Source organism: Nocardia sp. NPDC055050 (genome assembly GCF_053608345.1).
In genome coordinates this window covers 165,249-182,574 of record NZ_JBSGVG010000005.1, presented here as the reverse complement: position 1 = coordinate 182,574, position 17,326 = coordinate 165,249, and the positions used below count along the sequence as shown (strand labels likewise).

At 61.9% G+C, this 17,326-nt stretch carries 18 protein-coding genes; 10 read left to right on the top strand and 8 right to left on the bottom strand.

Going from position 1 to position 17,326, the window contains the following annotated elements; genetic code table 11:
* Positions 1 to 65 precede the first annotated feature (65 nt).
* From ACWGCN_RS07780 to ACWGCN_RS07770, 3 genes are all read left to right on the top strand, one after another.
* On the top strand, positions 66 to 710 hold the full coding sequence (locus ACWGCN_RS07780) for a hypothetical protein (RefSeq protein ID WP_378992102.1): 645 nt from the start codon (positions 66 to 68) through the stop codon (positions 708 to 710).
* Positions 711 to 797: 87 nt separating this feature from the next.
* Entirely contained in the window at positions 798 to 1,316 is a 519-nt protein-coding gene (locus tag ACWGCN_RS07775; RefSeq protein ID WP_387442075.1) for a hemerythrin domain-containing protein, read from the top strand.
* Between the two features lie 86 nt (positions 1,317 to 1,402).
* Entirely contained in the window at positions 1,403 to 1,975 is a 573-nt protein-coding gene (locus ACWGCN_RS07770; RefSeq protein ID WP_452459072.1) for an HD domain-containing protein, read from the top strand.
* Here ACWGCN_RS07770 and ACWGCN_RS07765 read toward each other — a convergent pair.
* Positions 1,957 to 2,424: an NUDIX hydrolase gene (locus tag ACWGCN_RS07765; RefSeq protein ID WP_452459071.1), complete on the bottom strand. Its 468-nt coding sequence runs from the start codon at positions 2,422 to 2,424 to the stop codon at positions 1,957 to 1,959. The two genes, ACWGCN_RS07770 and ACWGCN_RS07765, sit on opposite strands and share 19 nt — an antisense overlap.
* 10 nt (positions 2,425 to 2,434) lie before the next feature.
* Complete coding sequence (locus tag ACWGCN_RS07760) at positions 2,435 to 3,172, bottom strand: XRE family transcriptional regulator (RefSeq protein ID WP_452459070.1); 738 nt, start codon at positions 3,170 to 3,172, stop codon at positions 2,435 to 2,437.
* 157 nt (positions 3,173 to 3,329) lie between these two features.
* On the opposite strand from ACWGCN_RS07760, the gene ACWGCN_RS07755 reads away from it, so the two are divergent.
* From ACWGCN_RS07755 to ACWGCN_RS07740, 4 genes are all read left to right on the top strand, one after another.
* Positions 3,330 to 4,223: a radical SAM protein gene (locus ACWGCN_RS07755; RefSeq protein ID WP_378992096.1), complete on the top strand. Its 894-nt coding sequence runs from the start codon at positions 3,330 to 3,332 to the stop codon at positions 4,221 to 4,223.
* A gap of 548 nt (positions 4,224 to 4,771) precedes the next feature.
* Positions 4,772 to 5,452: a class I SAM-dependent methyltransferase gene (locus tag ACWGCN_RS07750; RefSeq protein WP_452459069.1), complete on the top strand. Its 681-nt coding sequence runs from the start codon at positions 4,772 to 4,774 to the stop codon at positions 5,450 to 5,452.
* Positions 5,442 to 5,996, top strand: coding sequence for a class IV adenylate cyclase (locus tag ACWGCN_RS07745; protein WP_452459068.1), 555 nt, complete (start codon positions 5,442 to 5,444; stop codon positions 5,994 to 5,996). Before ACWGCN_RS07750 ends, ACWGCN_RS07745 begins: the two co-directional genes overlap by 11 nt.
* Before the next feature lie 60 nt (positions 5,997 to 6,056).
* On the top strand, positions 6,057 to 7,076 hold the full coding sequence (locus tag ACWGCN_RS07740) for an HNH endonuclease (protein ID WP_452459067.1): 1,020 nt from the start codon (positions 6,057 to 6,059) through the stop codon (positions 7,074 to 7,076).
* Here the strand turns inward: ACWGCN_RS07740 and ACWGCN_RS07735 are convergent.
* The 5 genes from ACWGCN_RS07735 to ACWGCN_RS07715 form a co-directional block, all read right to left on the bottom strand.
* Complete coding sequence (locus tag ACWGCN_RS07735) at positions 7,055 to 9,163, bottom strand: DEAD/DEAH box helicase (protein ID WP_452459066.1); 2,109 nt, start codon at positions 9,161 to 9,163, stop codon at positions 7,055 to 7,057. The two genes, ACWGCN_RS07740 and ACWGCN_RS07735, sit on opposite strands and share 22 nt — an antisense overlap.
* Positions 9,160 to 10,437 carry a BREX system ATP-binding protein BrxD gene (gene brxD, locus ACWGCN_RS07730; protein WP_452459065.1) on the bottom strand — a complete coding sequence of 426 codons (1,278 nt, stop codon included), beginning with the start codon at positions 10,435 to 10,437 and terminating at the stop codon, positions 9,160 to 9,162. Before brxD ends, ACWGCN_RS07735 begins: the two co-directional genes overlap by 4 nt.
* Entirely contained in the window at positions 10,434 to 11,105 is a 672-nt protein-coding gene (locus ACWGCN_RS07725) for a hypothetical protein (RefSeq protein ID WP_452459064.1), read from the bottom strand. The genes brxD and ACWGCN_RS07725 overlap by 4 nt, the downstream gene beginning before the upstream one ends.
* A gap of 162 nt (positions 11,106 to 11,267) precedes the next feature.
* The gene (locus ACWGCN_RS07720; protein ID WP_452459063.1) at positions 11,268 to 11,921 is read right to left on the bottom strand and encodes a hypothetical protein; all 654 of its coding nucleotides are present in this window, start codon (positions 11,919 to 11,921) and stop codon (positions 11,268 to 11,270) included.
* Positions 11,918 to 12,997, bottom strand: coding sequence for a DUF262 domain-containing protein (locus tag ACWGCN_RS07715; RefSeq protein ID WP_452459062.1), 1,080 nt, complete (start codon positions 12,995 to 12,997; stop codon positions 11,918 to 11,920). Before ACWGCN_RS07715 ends, ACWGCN_RS07720 begins: the two co-directional genes overlap by 4 nt.
* A 1,063-nt stretch (positions 12,998 to 14,060) precedes the next feature.
* Between ACWGCN_RS07715 and ACWGCN_RS07710 the strand changes: the two genes are divergently transcribed.
* From ACWGCN_RS07710 to ACWGCN_RS07700, 3 genes are all read left to right on the top strand, one after another.
* Positions 14,061 to 14,276, top strand: a complete 216-nt coding sequence (locus ACWGCN_RS07710) for a hypothetical protein (protein WP_056812051.1) — start codon at positions 14,061 to 14,063, stop codon at positions 14,274 to 14,276.
* Positions 14,273 to 15,547: a hypothetical protein gene (locus ACWGCN_RS07705; RefSeq protein WP_387442048.1), complete on the top strand. Its 1,275-nt coding sequence runs from the start codon at positions 14,273 to 14,275 to the stop codon at positions 15,545 to 15,547. The genes ACWGCN_RS07710 and ACWGCN_RS07705 overlap by 4 nt, the downstream gene beginning before the upstream one ends.
* A gap of 116 nt (positions 15,548 to 15,663) precedes the next feature.
* Positions 15,664 to 16,317, top strand: coding sequence for a hypothetical protein (locus ACWGCN_RS07700; protein ID WP_452459061.1), 654 nt, complete (start codon positions 15,664 to 15,666; stop codon positions 16,315 to 16,317).
* Here the strand turns inward: ACWGCN_RS07700 and ACWGCN_RS07695 are convergent.
* Positions 16,309 to 17,265 carry a helix-turn-helix transcriptional regulator gene (locus tag ACWGCN_RS07695; RefSeq protein ID WP_449964526.1) on the bottom strand — a complete coding sequence of 319 codons (957 nt, stop codon included), beginning with the start codon at positions 17,263 to 17,265 and terminating at the stop codon, positions 16,309 to 16,311. The genes ACWGCN_RS07700 and ACWGCN_RS07695 overlap by 9 nt on opposite strands.
* Positions 17,266 to 17,326 lie beyond the last annotated feature (61 nt).

Genomic DNA, 17,326 nt, shown 5'->3' with positions numbered 1-17,326 from the left:
GAATTGCCCACCCAAGAACTTCGAGACCGCCGCTGTTGCAGATGTTTTCGGGGTATACCCACATCATGAGTTTCCCGGTTTCCTTCGGGTTCGCCCAGGTCGGTCTCCTGGCATTGATCGCCCTCGCCATCGCCCTACTGGTCATGGCCGCACTGGCCGCCACCCGCCGTCGCGGCCCCAAAGCCGTTCTCGGCCGCGCGGTCCCCGGCACCGCCCTCCTCCTCGTCGCGGTCCTCCTGCTCTGGATCGCCACCCTCCTCCAGACCTATCTCGGGCTCACCGGCGAGATCAAGGCCGCCCACGTAGTCGCCAAACCCGTTGCCGGCCAGGAACACCAACTCGACCTCGTCCTCACCCAGTTCGACGAAGACGGAAACGCGGGGCAGCCGACAACCCATCGCATCGAGGGCGACATGTTCGCCCTCCAGTCCAACATCGTCGAACTCGAACCGTGGGTCAACGCCCTCGGCTTCCACTCCGGCTACAAGCTCAGCCGCCTGTACGGCCAACGCCTCGACGGCAAATCCCCCGCCCAGGACCAGACCTTCCTCAACGGCGGCGACCGCGACTTCTTCGAAGACATGAACAAAAACCGCTGGTACACCAGCCCTTTCATCCGCTCCGCCTACGGCAACGCCACCATCGCCACCCCCGGCGAATACGACGTCTACATCTCCCGAGACGCCATCAAAGTCCGCCAGACGAACTGATCAGCGCCTCGGATCCTGAGACGTTCGCGTATGGACTCGAGCATATGAGCGATGTCTCGTCTCGTCTCGCGCGGATGTAATTGGACCATGACTGAACGTGACGTGACCATGATGTACGCAGCACACGACGCCTTCCGGCGCGATCTCCGAGCGCTCGCCAGCGCCCCGGACCGTGAACGATGGACGCAGTTTCACACCCAACTATCCGTCCACCACACCGCGGAGGACGTCGTGCTCTGGCCGAGTCTGCGCCGCCGCGGCGTGAACGCGCAGCTGGTCGAGGCGATGGCCGCAGAACACGACCGCATCGACCCACTCCTCGCCCAGGTGGACCGGGCCTTCGATAGCGCGGGACCGGACGCCGCGCGACCGACGCTCGGGGCACTGTCCGAGCTGTTGCACAACCACCTGCGCCACGAAGAGCAAGAAACACTGCCATTGATCAACGACCGAGAGTGGTCGCTACTCGACCGAGAAATGCGCCGCCGCATCGGACTCCGAGGACTTCGGCCCTACTACGCATGGCTGCTGCGCGATGTAGAGGGTGAACGCCGCCGCAGCGTTCTGTCCACTATTCCCCGCCCACTCCGGCTGGTGATCTCGTAGAAGGATCGTGGCATCGACCGATTGCGCCGACTTCAGATCGTCGCAACGAACTCTCGCTGCTCGCTCCGCGGGTATCTTCGTGCCCTGTGATTGATTCCATCGATGTCGAGTGGGCTCGGGCCGTTGCACGGTCAGAGCTCGAGCAGGCTTTGCCGCGCCGCTGGTCGCACTCCCAAGGTGTCACGCGAGCGGCTGACGCTCTGGCAGGGATCGTCGAGCACAACACAGACCTTCTGCGAGCTGCCGCCATCTTGCACGATGTCGGCTATTCCCCAAGGTTGGCGCTGACCACATTTCATCCGCTCGACGGCGCTCGATTCCTGCGCGACCAGCACGGCGCCGATGAGCAGCTGACACGGCTGGTCGCCAACCACAGTTGTGCACTGCTCGAAGCTGAGGAGCGTGGACTCCGCCACGAGTTGGAGACCGAGTTCCCGCTCCCCGACAATGAACTCCTGGTAGACGCCCTGATCTACGCCGACATGACCACAACCCCCGACGGAAGTCCAACGGCCCCGTCCGCGCGGATCGCCGAGATCGTCGGCCGCTACGGGCCGGACACACTGGTGGGCAGATTCATTCAACGCGCCGAACCAGAAATCATGGCCGCCACAACAAGAATCGAACAGGCGAGGGCGAATCAGCCGAGATATGGATAGCTTCCGGACAGGAAGTCACCGATCTGCTGCCGCATGCTCGGGTGGATGTCGTAGGCGCCCAGGTCATCCGGGGCGACATACACCACGCCATCGGCTTCATCATTGATCGTCGGTTCACCTGACACCGGTCGCCCGATGTAGGTGTTCTCATATTGCTGCCGCACCTCACCGTCACTGTAGGCCACAATGTGGTGGGGATTGCTGTAAATACCCAGGAATCCCGTGATCTCCGCTGTAATGCCCGTTTCCTCCTGGCATTCCCGGATCGCACATTCGGCCGCGGTTTCGCCGAAGTCCATGGCTCCGCCGGGCAGCGCCCACTGCCCGGTATCACGCCGACGCTGCAGCAGAATCGCCCCAGCCCCATCGACAACCAATAGATTACAAGCCACCACAAGCGAATTCGGCTTCGGTGCCTTGGGATCGTGGTAGTACTCGATTCTGCCCATCGTCGGCCTCTCAGTCCGGAATCCAGGGCTGTGCATCGGCCCAGATCGCGTCGAAACTCTCGGAATAGTTGTCGAACCAGCCGACATCGTTGACCCGCCGGAGTTGAAAGACAGGATTGGCGCTGGCTGGCTGACCCCAGATGTGGGGATTGACCAACAGAGTGTCGTCGTATCGAAACAACGAGTTGTACAGTGTCGTCCCGTGTAGGCGTACCTCGCACCGATCGACCGCAAGAAGCGGGCGGTAGTAGGTGAGCGAGCCGCGGATTTTCGCAGCGAGCGTGTCCGGGCCGAGGCCCTCTTCGCTACCACGGTCGATGACAGCTCTGCTGCCAGGATTGCCGAAACACATCCGGATCCGCACACCTTCCCGTGCTCGTTCGATCAGTGCGTGGGCAACCCGCGGGTTGGATTGAGCAAAGAAGGTGCCCGAGAACACGAGCACGTCGATCTGCTCAGTTGCCTTGTCCAACAATGACAGCCACGTCTCGCGAGGAACTTCGGCACGGTTGTGGTAGGTGGCGACGAGTTCGACATTCGTCGGTACGGCTCGCTCGTCTGTGACCGGCGGCCAGAGGAATCCTTCTTCAACCCGCAGGTGATGCGCGACCCGTCGTCTGTGACGCGGGTGAGGTACACGACCGCCGAGCCAGCGCCCGACCGTCTTCGGATCGACCTGACAGACAACGGCCAGCGACTCGGGTGCGATCCCCCGTTGGTGGAGCACGGTCTGAAGCCGGACATTCACGCCTCCAATAGAAGCCGATGCGACGGGGTCGAGCAAGCACACACGAACGTCACCTCGAAACGTCCCGGGACGTCCCTGCCTACGTCCCAAACGCGGTTACGCAGTCCGACTACAAACGGCCACGATGTTGACCTCACCAAAACCCAAGGGAGCCAGCATGATCACCGAGCGAACCGGCATCCACAGCATCCGACGGCTGTACCTGCAGCTGCTCTATCGCTGCAACTTCGAGTGCCTGCACTGTTTCCACGGTGAGCGGCTTCGGCATTCCGAGGCATTCACCGTCGCACAGGCCTGCAACCTCATGGGGCGTATGCAGCGCGAGTACGCCACAGAAGAGGTGGTCCTGCTGGGCGGCGAGCCGTTCGTCTACAAGGATCTGCCACATGTTGCACGCTACGCCAAGCACACGCTGGGATTGAAGGTCGAAATCTGTACAAACGGATACCGGATCGGCCGACAGCTGCGCGAGATCGCACCCTGCATCGACCTGCTTCGAATTTCGCTCGAAGGGATCGGTGCGACCAACGATCGCATCCGCAATACAGGAAGCTACGACGCTGCGATGGAATCCATCTCACTCGCGAACACTCTCGGCGTACCGACCGGCGCGACCCTCACCGTGAACCGATACAACATCGATGAAGTAGTCCACCTCGCGGAGACTCTCCAATCGCTCGGAGTGAGGCAACTCAAGCTGCACCAACTCCGAGCAGTCGGGAACGCAAAAAAGCACACCGACATGCTGATCACCGACTCCGCCGCCTACACCCGGCTCCGCCGTCAACTCGGCGAGACCCAACTGGAAATCGAAGTGATCCTCGACGAGGACCTCAACGAAGTGCCGGCCTGCGCGTCCGCGGCCATCAACGACACGATCGACCGTATCGAGTCAGACCCCCGCGGCGCACTCACGATGTCATGCAAGGCAGTCGGCAAGGACTCATATGCCTTTTGGTACGACAAGGCCTCTGACCGTATCGAATACCGACCCTCCGCCAGCGACGAGATCGCTCTGGGAATTCCGGACGTGGTGTACGGCCATGTCTGATCGCCGACTCTTCGAGTGCATCGAGGGAATCGCCGGGACCGGTAAGACCACAGTCGCACCCCTGCTTGCGGAGGCTCGCCAGGGTGTCTTGGTCCCAACAGTTCCTCCGAATTTCCAGTCCCTACGCCGGGAGCTGGACCACACGAGCAATCCAGACGCGCGCATGTGCCTGTTCCTATCCGCCCTCTTCACCGCAACCGACCAAATCCTCCGCTACCTCGATGCAGGGATCCCCGTAGTCGTCGAAAGCTACTTCGCCCGCTGCCTCACTACTCACCGGGAGTTCGGTGCCCAACTCGACATCGTCCTCCCCTCAGACCTCCCCGAGCCTGTGACCTATCAGCTGACATGCACACCTCACGAACGGCTTCGTCGGCTGGCGCAGCGCGACCGGGCGATGACCAAATGGGATGTCCTGGCAGAGAGTGGCGCCCAGAGCCTCGCCGAAGCAACCAATGCGTGGACCACACACCTCATCGACACCACAGCGTCCACGCCTGCGCAAGTTGTGCAAACCATCCTGTCCCTCAACACAAGTGAGGTCCAACATGCCGACCACCAGCCTTTGGGAGCAGACCCTGACGTTCTTTCCCCAGTTCGTACGTGAACTGGGCGATCGCTGCGCCCCTGGCGCAACCGTGACCGTAATCGGAGCCAGCGACGGCAAATTCGTCTTGCCGCTCGCGAATGCGGGCTACCGCGTCATCGCAGTCGAGAACGATCCGCAAGCTCTGCATGGTGGCGAGGTGCTCCTGCCTGTCGCCGGTTTCGCGTACGCGCCCAGCCTTGCCGAGCGCGTGGCGGAAGCCGGGCTGACAAGTCAGGTGCGGATAGAACCGCACGACTTCTTCGACGCCGCTCTGACGGACATGCACGCCGACGCAGTCTGGACGAGTTGCTCATGGCACTACAGCGCAAACCACCGCCGTCCCCTCCGCGAATTCATCGGACGGATGCAAGATCTCCTCGCGCCGGGCGGCCTTCTCGGCTCCGAATTCATGATGCCGGTCGAGGACCGCCACTACCTCATCGAGCACTACACGACGCCGGACAAGCTGTTCCGCCGTTTCCCCTGTGACACGTGGGAGGTACTGCTCACCTTGCGCACCGACCCCTTCATCGAACGACCCCATGTCGGACAGCTCCACGACCACACGCACCGCATGGGTGTATTTTTCGCTGCAAAGCGCGAACACCTCGACGAAGGGCGCGACCTCGATGAAGCATGAATACGAAGCGACCTTCTTGGCGATCGACGTCGATGCGGTCAGGGCTCGGCTCGAGGCTCTCGGCGCCACCTTGGCCCTCCCGCGAACCCTGCTGACCCGCAAGATCTTCGATGGCGACACTCTCCCCGCTGGCGCCTGGGTCCGCCTGCGCCACGAAGGCACCCGAACGACGTTGACGCTCAAGCACGTCACCGACTCCTCCACGATCGACGGCACCACCGAGATCGAGACCGTGGTCGGCGATCTCGACTCGATGGCCGAAATCCTCATCACCATTGGGCTGCAGGAGGTCCGCTACCAGGAGAACTACCGCGAAGAATGGCGTCTCGGCGACATCGTCTTCGATCTGGATACATGGCCTGACCTGCCCACATTTCTCGAAATCGAGGGGCCCGACGAATCCGCGGTTCGCCGTGCCGCGGCAGACCTCGGGCTCGACTACGGCCAGGCGAAGTTCGGCAGTGTCGACACCGTCTACCGAGTAGAGATGGGCCGCGACATCCTTGCGGAGCCGACGCTACTGTTCAACGACTTCGCCGATTAGACGTGCCATCGCATGATCTCAGCGGAGATCGTGTGGTGACCACGTGGCAAGCTGGGCCAGGTGGATCTCGATGCCGAACTTACTCTCCGAGCCGAAATATTCAGCACCCTAGACCAATTAGTCGCGGCGAGGGGTGGTGCGCTAACACGAGCCGAGCTGTTCGACTTCGAATTGCGCGGGCAGCAGCTTCCGCTGGTCGACCGCAATCGTGGGATCCGCAACCCTGCGCGGCTGATATCGACTCTGTCGATCATGACGAAGCCGGACAGCGAGTATTCCGACGAGGTAGTCGGTGCATCCTTGCACTCGTACGCCTACACGAAAGGCCCGATCAACAAGGGCGACAATGTCAAGCTGCGGCATTCGGTGACGACGCGACTGCCGATGATTCTCCTGCAATGGATCAATGTCGACGGTATCCGGTACGTCCCGGTCTATCCGGTCTACGCGATCAAGGACGACCCGGTAAACCGGCGGATCATTCTCGCTCTCGACGAGAGGCTGCTCGATGTCGAAGACCCTACGCACCTGTCGAAGGTGGAGAAGCGCTACGCACAGCGAATCACCGATCAGCGACTCCATCAGCCCCAGTTCCGCAGCCAAGTGCTGTTCGCATACAAGCGACGTTGCGCTGTTTGCCGTTTGGGGAGACCCGAACTGCTCGAGGCCGCGCACATAATCTCGGACAAGAAGACGCACGGAACAGCTGAGATCCCAAATGGGTTGAGCCTGTGTAGGATTCACCACACCGCGTTCGACTGCAACCTCATCGGGTTCTCGCCGGATCTACGGGTACACGTAGGCTCGGCCTTGATGGAGGCCGAGAATGAAGGCCCGATCCTGAAGTTCGCGCTAAAAGGGCTACACGACTCGAAATTGTTCGTGCCCAGCAAGAAGAAGCACAAGCCGTCAGAGGATCGGCTTGCCGAGCGATTCGAGGAGTTCTTGTCCGGCAAGCCAGCCCCAAAGCTCACCAACATCGACTTCGCTCGAACCGGGCCCGTTCATTGGGGAAACAAGCTTGACTCCAAATCAGCGGCTGCCGATGTCCTCATCGATCAACAGTCCGATCGAATCTGACGGCGTTCAGCGATCACCGAATGTGCGACGGACATGTTGCCGAGACGACGTGCGAGGGTGTCCATCGCCAGGGCCTCGGGTAGCGCGGTCGAAAACTTGAGTCCGGCAAGCGCATTCGGGTTCACACGGGGTGGAACCAACGCCCGTCCCGTACGAAGTGCTCCTAAATCCTCGATGTCCAGCCCGCTACGCAACCGAATTGCCTTCTCGTTGATCCGCTGAGCGGGCTCGAAGAGATCCGGAAATGAGGCGTGCAGAGTACGGTTCGCCGCGGTGCCGGCCCACGTCCACCACCGGGCGCCTTCCTCGTCAGACATCGTGACGATCAATCGGTCCGGGGAAACGGCCTGCGAGAAGACCGAGCGCTGGGCGGCAAGTACCCGCGCGGCTCGATCGGTTACCTGAACTCCGGGCACGTCTTCTCCCAGGAGTATCGCTCGCATTCCGCGCGCCACCTCATACGACCAGTCGGATGCTGTTCCCGACCATTTCGCTCGACCACCGTCACCGACCTCCACGACCCAGCACCGTCGACGTCGCCAATCTATGTTCTCCACCTGCCACGACCGCCCAGCCAGCAGCAACACAGTCGCTTCGTCTCGGCGCTCAGCAAGCAACTCTGTTCCAACAGTGCCGATTTCGTCATTGCCGGCGAGGACAACGAACTCCGGTGGCGCGCTGAAGACTGCGGTCAGATCCGAGAAGTACCGGTGGCCGAAACGTCGTTCCGCTTCGGGCCCGATGATGAGATAGTTTCCGTCACGGACCAAGAAGCCTGCCAGAAGGAGGTGGTCGAGGATGCCCGAAATGTCTTCGTCAAAAACCGAAAGCGATCCCCACCAGCGACTCGGGCTTTCGAATGTCAGCTTCCCCTCTTGTAGGCACAGAGCGAGGAGTTGTTGCGCGGCAATGTGTCGCGGCACAGACGGAGGCACTACTTGCTCTACCCAACCGCTGGCCCAACAATGCAGCATCCCGAACGTCGGCAAGACCTCCTCGCTGTCGATCGCGAGGAACAGACAGTTGCGGACTGAACCGGTTCTACGACCTGTACGGCCCAGTCGCTGGAGAAATGATGCGACCGTTCGAGGCGGTCCGACCTGAATCACTCGGTCGAGGTCACCGATATCAATGCCCAATTCGAGGGTGGATGTCGCGACGATAACGGTGTCGCGCGAGTCTGCGAATGCGGCCTCGGACCGTCGGCGCTCTACCGCCGACAACGAGGAATGAGACAGATAGGTTTCGACACCCGCCTCACGGAGTGCAGCACCGAGTTCCTCGGCTCGCCGCCGACTGTCGACGAACACCAGCCGCTTCTCGCCACTGTGCAACGCGGCAATAACCCTGGCAGCGTTCGGGATCGAACCCACGTAGTCGGCTTCTACCGATGGTTGTGCCAGTGGACGCTGAGGTATCGGCTCGACGACAGCCCGCGGGCGGCCCCTGCTCCCCCCTTGGAGCCACTCGACCATTTCCGCAGGATTTCCGACTGTTGCCGACAGACCGATTCGCTGAAGAGGACGCTTCGCAAGGCGGGACATCCGCTCCATAACAGCGAGCAGGTGCCAGCCACGGTCGTCGCCAGCAAAGGAATGCACTTCGTCGACAACGACCACCCGCAGGTCAGCGAAGAGGGCGCCGTGGTCCGTTCTTGTCGAGACGAGAACGGCTTCGAGGGATTCGGGCGTGGTCAACAGGAGGTCTGGACGGCTTGCAACGATTCGCTGTCGTTCAGGTTGGCTGACATCGCCATGCCAGATTGCGACCGTTCGGCCCAACCAGGTCGCGTACTCCGCAACCCGGGGGCCGATGTTGTTCAACAACGCACGAAGGGGGCACACGTAGAGAATCGACACCCCTTGCCAGTCCTCTCGCGCCATACGCGACAGTAGTGGAAAGACAACAGCTTCCGTCTTACCTCCGGCAGTCGGTGCAACGACGACCAGATCCTGACCGGAAAGTACAGGCGCGATCGCAGCAGACTGAGACTCTCGCAGCCCGTCCCACCGCAGCGTGTTTGCGATGTGGTGTTGCACATCCGGATGAAGCAGTAGGAACGCCTCGTCGGAGCTATCGGCGGTCATAGGTCCAACTGCACATCATTCGCACTCACAGCGGCCTTCTCCACCTCATCCAGCTCCGAGTCCGAAATTTGGAGCTTGTAGTCGCTCATCGGATCGAATGCTTCGAACTGGTCGATTTTGTCGAGCACGTCGACCAACTTGCGTAAGAAGATCCGGGGCGCGGTTCCCACCTGGGCGCCCAAACGGCCCGCCACGGCAGTTGCCAGCTGCTTGATGAAGACGTCGGTGGCAACCGACCGAACCCGATCCTGGTTGTCTGAGCCTGACGCGTAAAGCTCACGTACTCGGGTTCCGAGTTCTGCCAGCTTCTCGAGGTCGAATGCGGTCAAACGCAGCTGAGGCGCGCGCACGTTGTCGAATCGTGGATCCGACGAGAAGTCTGTATGCAGCCGTTCGGCGAGTGGCTGTAGAAGTCGAATTCCCTGACGCCCCTCGAACAGCGCCGGCGTCCCGGTCACCAGCAAATATAGGCCCGGGTACTCACCCTTGTGGACCTCGTCGATGAATTGGCGGAGGGTATTGAGCGCCTTCATACGTGTATCTGCACGCATGCGCTGAACCGTCTCCACCTCGTCGAGGACCAGAATCAGGCCGGGGTGTCCAGCATCCTTGAGCACGGCAAGAAGGCCGCGGAAGAAACTCGGTGCGAGTTCGTTGGTCAGATCACCGCGGATGTTCGCCTGCCGCTTGATCGTTGCGGCCACGTTCGGTTGGCCACCGATCCATGCCACCATCGCATCGGCGCCGGTGCGGTCCTCATCCTCGACCATCTTTCGGTACGCCCGGATCGCCAAGGGAAAAATCGGTGCCTTGTCACTGACCGCGGCGAGCCGTCGATCGATCAGAATGTCGACGCCTATCCCCTGCTCGTCGGCTTCTTCTTGGACCGTGTGCAGCCATGCGTCGAGGAGCTTTCGCAGTGCACTCGGCTGAACGCTCGCCATGCGCAACGATTCGATCGCCCGCCGGTAGACCGAATCCAGCTTGTACAACGGCGTGTCGGACTCATTGATCTGGACCTCGGCCACCGCGTAGCCCATCTTCAGAGCACGGTCACCGATCCATCGGGAGAAGAACGTCTTTCCCGACCCGTAATCACCGCGAACAGCTTTGAATACCGAACCACCGTGAGCAAGCGTGCCGAGGTCCTGTGTGACCCCTGCGTCGAACTTCTCGAGTCCAACCGCCAGTTGGTCGAGGCCGTTTGCCGGAACGGTACCGACCCGTAGCGCGTCCAGGATCTCGCGGCGCCTCCGGTGTGACACCTGGCTCACCGGCGCAACCCGAACTGCTCGACCATGGCACCTTGGTCAAGGCGCACCACATCGTAATTTCCGAGGATCAACACCTCGTACCCCTCCACATCGAGAATCTTCTGCACCTGAGACAGAGCGCCGGTAACCCGACCCAGCGGGACTCCTAACAAAGCCGCGGCCTGGAGGCGAGTCACCTCGAAGAGCCGTGTATTCAGGAGCGCACCGACCAGTTGACCGATCTTCGCATCAGACACCGACACTCGGCCAGCAAGTCGCCGTTGAAGGTCGAAGATCTCGCTGTTCAACAGTTCCGCGACCAGCGGATGCTCGGTCGGCGGAACATCGACGACTGGCTGGTTGTCGAGTGTGCTGTTCGAGGCGCCGCGCTCCACCGCTTGATCACTAGGGGGATCGCTCACCGCCGCTTCCATCCTGCTGCGCGCGCCAGCCAACACGTCTTCCAGCGACGCGCCCGACTCGGTCCCGAAAGCCTCAACGAGAATCGCGATCAGTTCACGCCCCACGCCCGCACTGAGCTGGATCGACTGACTGCTTTTTCGTTTGGACGCTCGGTTGGTCGATCCGAAGGTGCTCAGGTGCAGCAGCGGGGAGCCATCGGTGTCGACGATGATTTTCCACTCGCATTCGACCTGGTCCTCGACATTGTGAGGCCTGATCTGCTGCATGCTCGGCAGTACCTTCGAAATGCGCGCCATCGCGGCCTTGATCCCCCCTGTCGGGTAGCCCGTCGTCGAGCTGGTCGGTTGGGATCGAGACTACCGCTCCCGGACACCACACCTAGACCGCATGTTGGCGTCTGCGGATCACATCACGATCGGCAGAGGGGCTCAGTGGCAGGCGTTTTCCGCAATCGCAGACATCGTCCGCGCCCACAACGAAAACCGCTCGACGCCGCCCCTAGTCTTGGCCCACAGATAACGATGGAGGTCGCCGTCCGGCCCACCGCCGATCAGCGATCGAATGCTTGAGAGGCGATAATCCGTCTTATGCGCGACAAAATTTCGAACATCCTGCAACTCAGCAACTGGGCTAGCGACCGGGGTGCCCGATCCAAGAATGACGCTACTTGCGCCGATAGCACCGATGATCTGATTGGCATTCGAAACCTCCAGCTCATCTAGAATATTTGGGAGTTGCCGAAGGTCATACCAATTCGGCTCTCCATGGATCAATCTAATTTTTGTTCCACAAGGGTTTTTAAGCCGTTGCAGCGCCTGGATCTCGGTACGAGCGGTTGCCGGTCGATACGTTACTCCAGAAATACCTTCGCACTCACCCGATGCACTCAGAAGAGCGCATGCCCTCAGAAAACGATTCCAACTGTCCCACAATGAAACGATACAGCCGTCAACGTGAGGTGCGTACCCCATCGAATACTGCGTTACCTTTACCGCGTCAGGGGTTGACAGGAAAGCAGCCTCAATTTCGTTGACTTCAAACTTGAACGCGGTCGATGCGTCCTGCAGCCGAACAGAACTCACTGCTCACTCCACGCCCGCTGTTCCATTCCTGCTAGCGCACGCGTTATGTAGTCAAACCGCGTCTGCCGACTTCGAAGTCGCTGCGTCGATGTTTTCGCTTCAACGAGTGCAGCAAATTCTGCAGGCACTTCATCATGGTCAGTTGACGATAGGTAGATATTAATCTCGGCCAGTCGCTCTACAGCGACCTCGCGATCGGCCAGCATCGCCACTGGCGACGGGCTGCGCTCGAACGATAGCTTGCCGGGCTGCAACTCGCCACGGGCGTACATGAGCGCGGCCACGACCATCAAATAGTTCGGCCGCGATACGATCGGCTCCTTTTCGAATCGCGCCAACAGATCCGCAGCAGATGACATCACATCGACTACCTGATCAACAGAAGGGGACATCGAATCATCCCATTTCGAGAATTGATCATATATCCGGTTCAAGCGGTTTTCATCGCCATCCAAGACCCCGTCCGCGAAGAATCCAAAGATTTCGGCGACGACGGACTGATCAACCATCCGAACTCTGTCACGATTGCCGAGAACGCCGAGTTCCCACACCCTCGCAGTCTGCCGAATGACGTCCTTCACCGCGCTAGAGAAGTGGTTGTCATACTTAGCATTCCGCAACTCAGACCCGATTACTGGAACGGCATACGAATTAATCCGCAGAAAAACCTCTAGCACGTCCGAATCCGACGCATTGATCAGCTGCTCACAGGTCAGCTTATATGACAGAAAATCGTCCTTCTGCTCATCCTCGAGATCGGAGTAGCGTTTACCGCGGAAATCTCCAGCCTTGGGCCCCAACACAAGTTTGTTTCCCGCAAATTCGATGATCGAACGCAGGCGCTGCTGACCGTCCACCACATCTCGGATAGTCCGGCGACTATCTCGGTCTACCGTCGTTCGGAGCAACAGCTTCGGAATCGGGTACCCACGCAAAATCGAATCGATCAGATACGACCGCGCCGGTGACGCCCAAACTGGACCACGTTGAAACGTCGGATTGAGAACGAGCTCTTTATCGTCATCCCACTTGAGAAAATCTGCGATGGTGTAATGCTGAGGTGTGCTTCCCTGCACGAGCGAATCCTTGCGTAGTTGCTATCCCGATATGACTAAAACCTACTGCACAGCAACACATCTCGCCATCCACTAGGACCGACCGTCGGGCGCGCTGGCCTGCCGCCACAAGCGACTGGACGGTATGACGGGCGGAAAACTCTCGCGCGGCGCACGTCCTGCTTCAGAAGCCCACGGCAGCCGCACCTCGTTCGACTTCTCAGCCTGGGCACACTTGACGCCGAGGCCGAATGGGTGCCGACGCGGTAGGGCTGTCCGGACGAGCTGATCGCCAACCAGACGCCAAGGCGTGGGCCCACTCGAGCCGGGCTGGCACGCTGGGGACTGCCCGCGCCGCCGCCGACTGGATGGAAAAGGGCTGTGTCAGACCAGGATCGGTGGTCTGAGGATTTGACGACGTTTCTTGGATAGCCGACGGCTATGGTACGGTCGCCGCACAAGTCAGGCCCCGGTGGTGCTACGAACACCGCCGAGGCCCTGGGCGAGAATCTGGGTTCAGCAGACTCACCGCCGTAGGCAGGAAGCCTACCGATGATTCTGGCGTCTCCGCCAACCTCCCCCCTTGCCGCTGTGCGCCCGGGCGAGTTGTGCGGGTGATGCGCCTTACCCGCGCAGTCGTCGCCCGTCAGAGGGGCCGATGCATCTATTCCGATGACACAGGGTCGGCCGGTAAAGGCGGACTCGGACGGCTCCACCGTGGTTGGTGGCGTGGATACCAGGGCTTCCCTGGGTGTTCCTGACTCTGTGCAGCAACCCAGTCCCGGCCCTTGCCGAGTAATGCCCGGCGGGCGTGCATCACCAAACGACCGTAGCGACGACCGACCGGCGGACCTCGCGTCACGGGTGCATCCGTACCTCGCGGTACCGGGGTACCCCTGCACTCCCTCCGCTCTCCCACTCCCAGCGGGACGGGCAGTCGCGCGTTACCAAATAGTGGTACGTCCGTTCACATGTACCTGGGCTGGGGTTTTCGTTGCCATGCACAGTGATTCGGCGAAGTTCTGGCGCGTGGCGGCGGGAAGGGGGACCCTCGGAGTAGAGGATCGCGTTACCCAGGAGCCGCATGACTGTCAGAAGTGACCGTGAAGGTGGCTTGCCGGAGACATTGCCCGCGCTGGAGCAGTTGCCGGCGGATGAGGCTCGGGATCTGTTCGAGTTGATGAGGGCCGCGAGTACGTTCGAGGCGGCCGCGTTGGACAAGTCCATCGATTCGATGGTCTCCGCGTTGCCGCGGCCGTTGCGCCGGGTGACGAAGAAGATCATGTTCGGCGGCAGATGACGGACCTGACTACGCGGGCGCAGTTGATTCTGCTGGCGCGGACATTGCATGTTCATCCGCAGCGGTTGGATCACCTGCGGTATCTGGGGGCCGATCGGCTGCATGCGTTGCATCAGCAGATCTCGGGGGTGTTGTTCGATCAGCACACGGACACGTTTCGGCGGATCAGCGCGCTGGTGCCGTTCATTCCGTTGACGATCTCGATTCCGCTGGTGCAGAAGCTGGTTCCGCCGATGATGACGGGGCGGGCGGCGGGGTCGGTGGGGTTGGATCATCCGGGCAAGGCGGCGGAGACGTTGACGATGCTCGAGGCGGGGTACGCGGCGGATTGTGCGCCCTATCTCGATCCACGGGCCATCGAGCAGCTGGCCGATCAGATGGCGCCGGGGCCGATCGTCGACATCGTGAACGAGTTGCTGCGGCGGCAGGACTATGTGACAGCCGGTCCGTTCTTGTCCTGTGCGACACCGGAATTGATCGCCGCGGTCGAGGCGGGGGTGCGCGATGACGCGGGGCTGATCTTCTCGGCTGCGTTCTCCTACGACGTCGACGTGCTCAGTGCGGTGGTTCGCCAACTGCTGGATGGGCCGCATCGGCGGGTGCCGCGGATGACGCAGACGGTGTTGGCGGGTTCTCCCGACCTGCAACATGCTGCGCTGTCGGTGTTTTCCCGGTGCGCGCCCGATGTGATCCGCCGAGTCGGTGACATTCTGTTCGGGAATGCGCAGCCCGGTGATGTCGCGCGGTTGGTGCGCAACGCGCTCGCGCTCGGGGCGGTTCCCGAATTCCTCACCCTGGCCGGGTATCTCACGCCGCTGGGGCTGTGGACGCTGGTCGGCAATCCAGTGTTCAGCGATCCGGATGTCGGGGTGGATCTGGTCGCGCCGATGGATGGGCGCGGCGATGCGGAGAGTTGGCGTGGGTTGTTCACGTTGATGTCGCGGATGGATGACGATGTCAGGAGCGCTGTGGGGTACGCGCTGGCCTTGCTCTCGGAGTCCGCGGTGGCGGAGTTGCCCGCGCGGGCGACCGAAACCGGTTGCTGGCCTGCGTTACTCGATCTGGTGGCGGTTTCCGGGGAGCGGGGGCAGTCGCGGTTCGGGTCGATCTGGGCGCAGTTGGGGCCGGAGCGGCGGGCCTATCTGCACCGGTGCATCACCGAGCTCAGGTACGACTCGCGGTTGGCCGAGATCACCGCACTGGTCGAGCCGGTGGAGGTGGATCTGCTGTTCTATCAGCGGCGGCAGAAGGGGCGCTATCGCAACGGGTGACGCGACATCCGCGTGCGAGTCCGACAAAGTGGGTACATCGGACATCGACCGTTGATTCCAGGAGGACCCGTATGTATCCCGCTCCCGCCCAGCGCCCAACCACCGGAGGAACGGCGGTGACCGCGGCGATCCTGGCGTTGCTCGGTGGGTTCGCGGCGTTCGGCGGGGTCGTCATGTACGTGGTGAACACGCTGCGCTTCGACGCGCGGTGGCTCGCGTGGGGGCTCGTGCCGGGATGGGCGTCGATCGTGACGGCGGTGCTGTTGGTGATCGACCTGGTCGCCTCGATCATGCTGGTCTCCGGGGCCATCCTGATCTTCCGCAAGCGCAACCCGGGGCGCGTGCTCGTGGTTCTGGGCTGTCTCGGCGTGATCGGCACGTATGCGCTCGGAGCTCTGTCGACGGTCATCCAACTCATGAAATACCGGTTTCCGTTGAGTCGGCAGCTGGAAGCGATACTCGGGAATTCCAGCATCGACTCGATACTCGGGGCCGACGTCGACATTCCCTGGGCGGTTTCGCTGCTCATGATGGTGTTTCCGGTGCTCACTGTTGTCCTGGCCGTGCTGCCGTCGACGAAACGGTGGTGTCGAGGCGGCGCTGATCGGCGCCCGGCAGGTTGGGCCCCCGGCGCGCCGACGATGCAGCCCTACCCGATGCCCAGACCCGGAATGCCTCCCGCAGGTGGTTACGGTGCACCACAAGGACATTGGCAACAGCCGAACCAGCCACCGCAGGGCGGCTACCGACCGGGCAACCCGCTACGTTGAGCAGGTGAAGCGGGTTCCCCATTCGTGTAACTGCTCGACCAGTTCCGGTGGGCCGAGGACGCGGAAATTCGCTTCTACCTTGCCGAGCACCAGCATCGGCCAGTCGAGGCTGTCGACGGTCATTTCTATGTGGGTGCGGTTGTCGGGGAGGGCGGTGATGGTGCACCAGCGGCCCACTCGGGCGTGGACGTCGGTGGCCGGGGCTGCTATTTCGGCGGTGACGATATAGCCGGAACGGCGGGCGCCGATGGCGTTGTGGACGAAGGTGGCGGCGTCCGGGGCCGGAAGGGTGCGGGGGCGGAAGCGGGCGCCGGTGCTCGCGGAGCCGGTGAGGCGGTCGACCCGGAAGGTGCGCCAGTCGTGGCGGGTGAGGTCGTAAGCGACGAGGTACCAGCGCCGGCCCAGGGAGACGAGGCGGTGGGGTTCCACTTCCCTGGTACTGGTGCGGCCGTCCGCGGCGGTGTAGGTGAAGGTCAGGCGTTCTTCGCGACGGCAGGTGAGGGCCAGATCGGTGAGGACGGCGGGGTCCACGTCGGAAAGGGGGACGGCGGTCCAGGCGGTGGATTCGGTCATGGCGCGTAAGGCGTCGACGCGGCGGCGTAGGCGGGTGGGCAGGACGGTCACCAATTTGCCGAGTGCGCGGATGGACGGTTCGGCCAGGCCGTCGCCCGCACCCTGGGAACCGGCTTGCAGGCAGACGGTGATGGCGACGGCTTCGTCGTCGTCGAGGACCAGGGGTGGCATGGCCGCGCCCGCGGCCAGCTGATAGCCGCCGTCGACGCCGGGGCGCGCGTCGACGGGGTAGCCGAGTTCGCGAAGGCGGTCGATGTCGCGGCGCAGGGTGCGGGCCGAAACACGTAGGCGTTCGGACAGTTCCGTGCCGGACCAGGACCGGTGGGTCTGCAGCAGCGACAGCAGTCGGAGGGTGCGTGCGCTCGTATCGGCCATATTCCGAGTATCTCGCAATTGCGGTCAGAAACTGGCCGCAATGGGTTCTACCTTGGGTTTC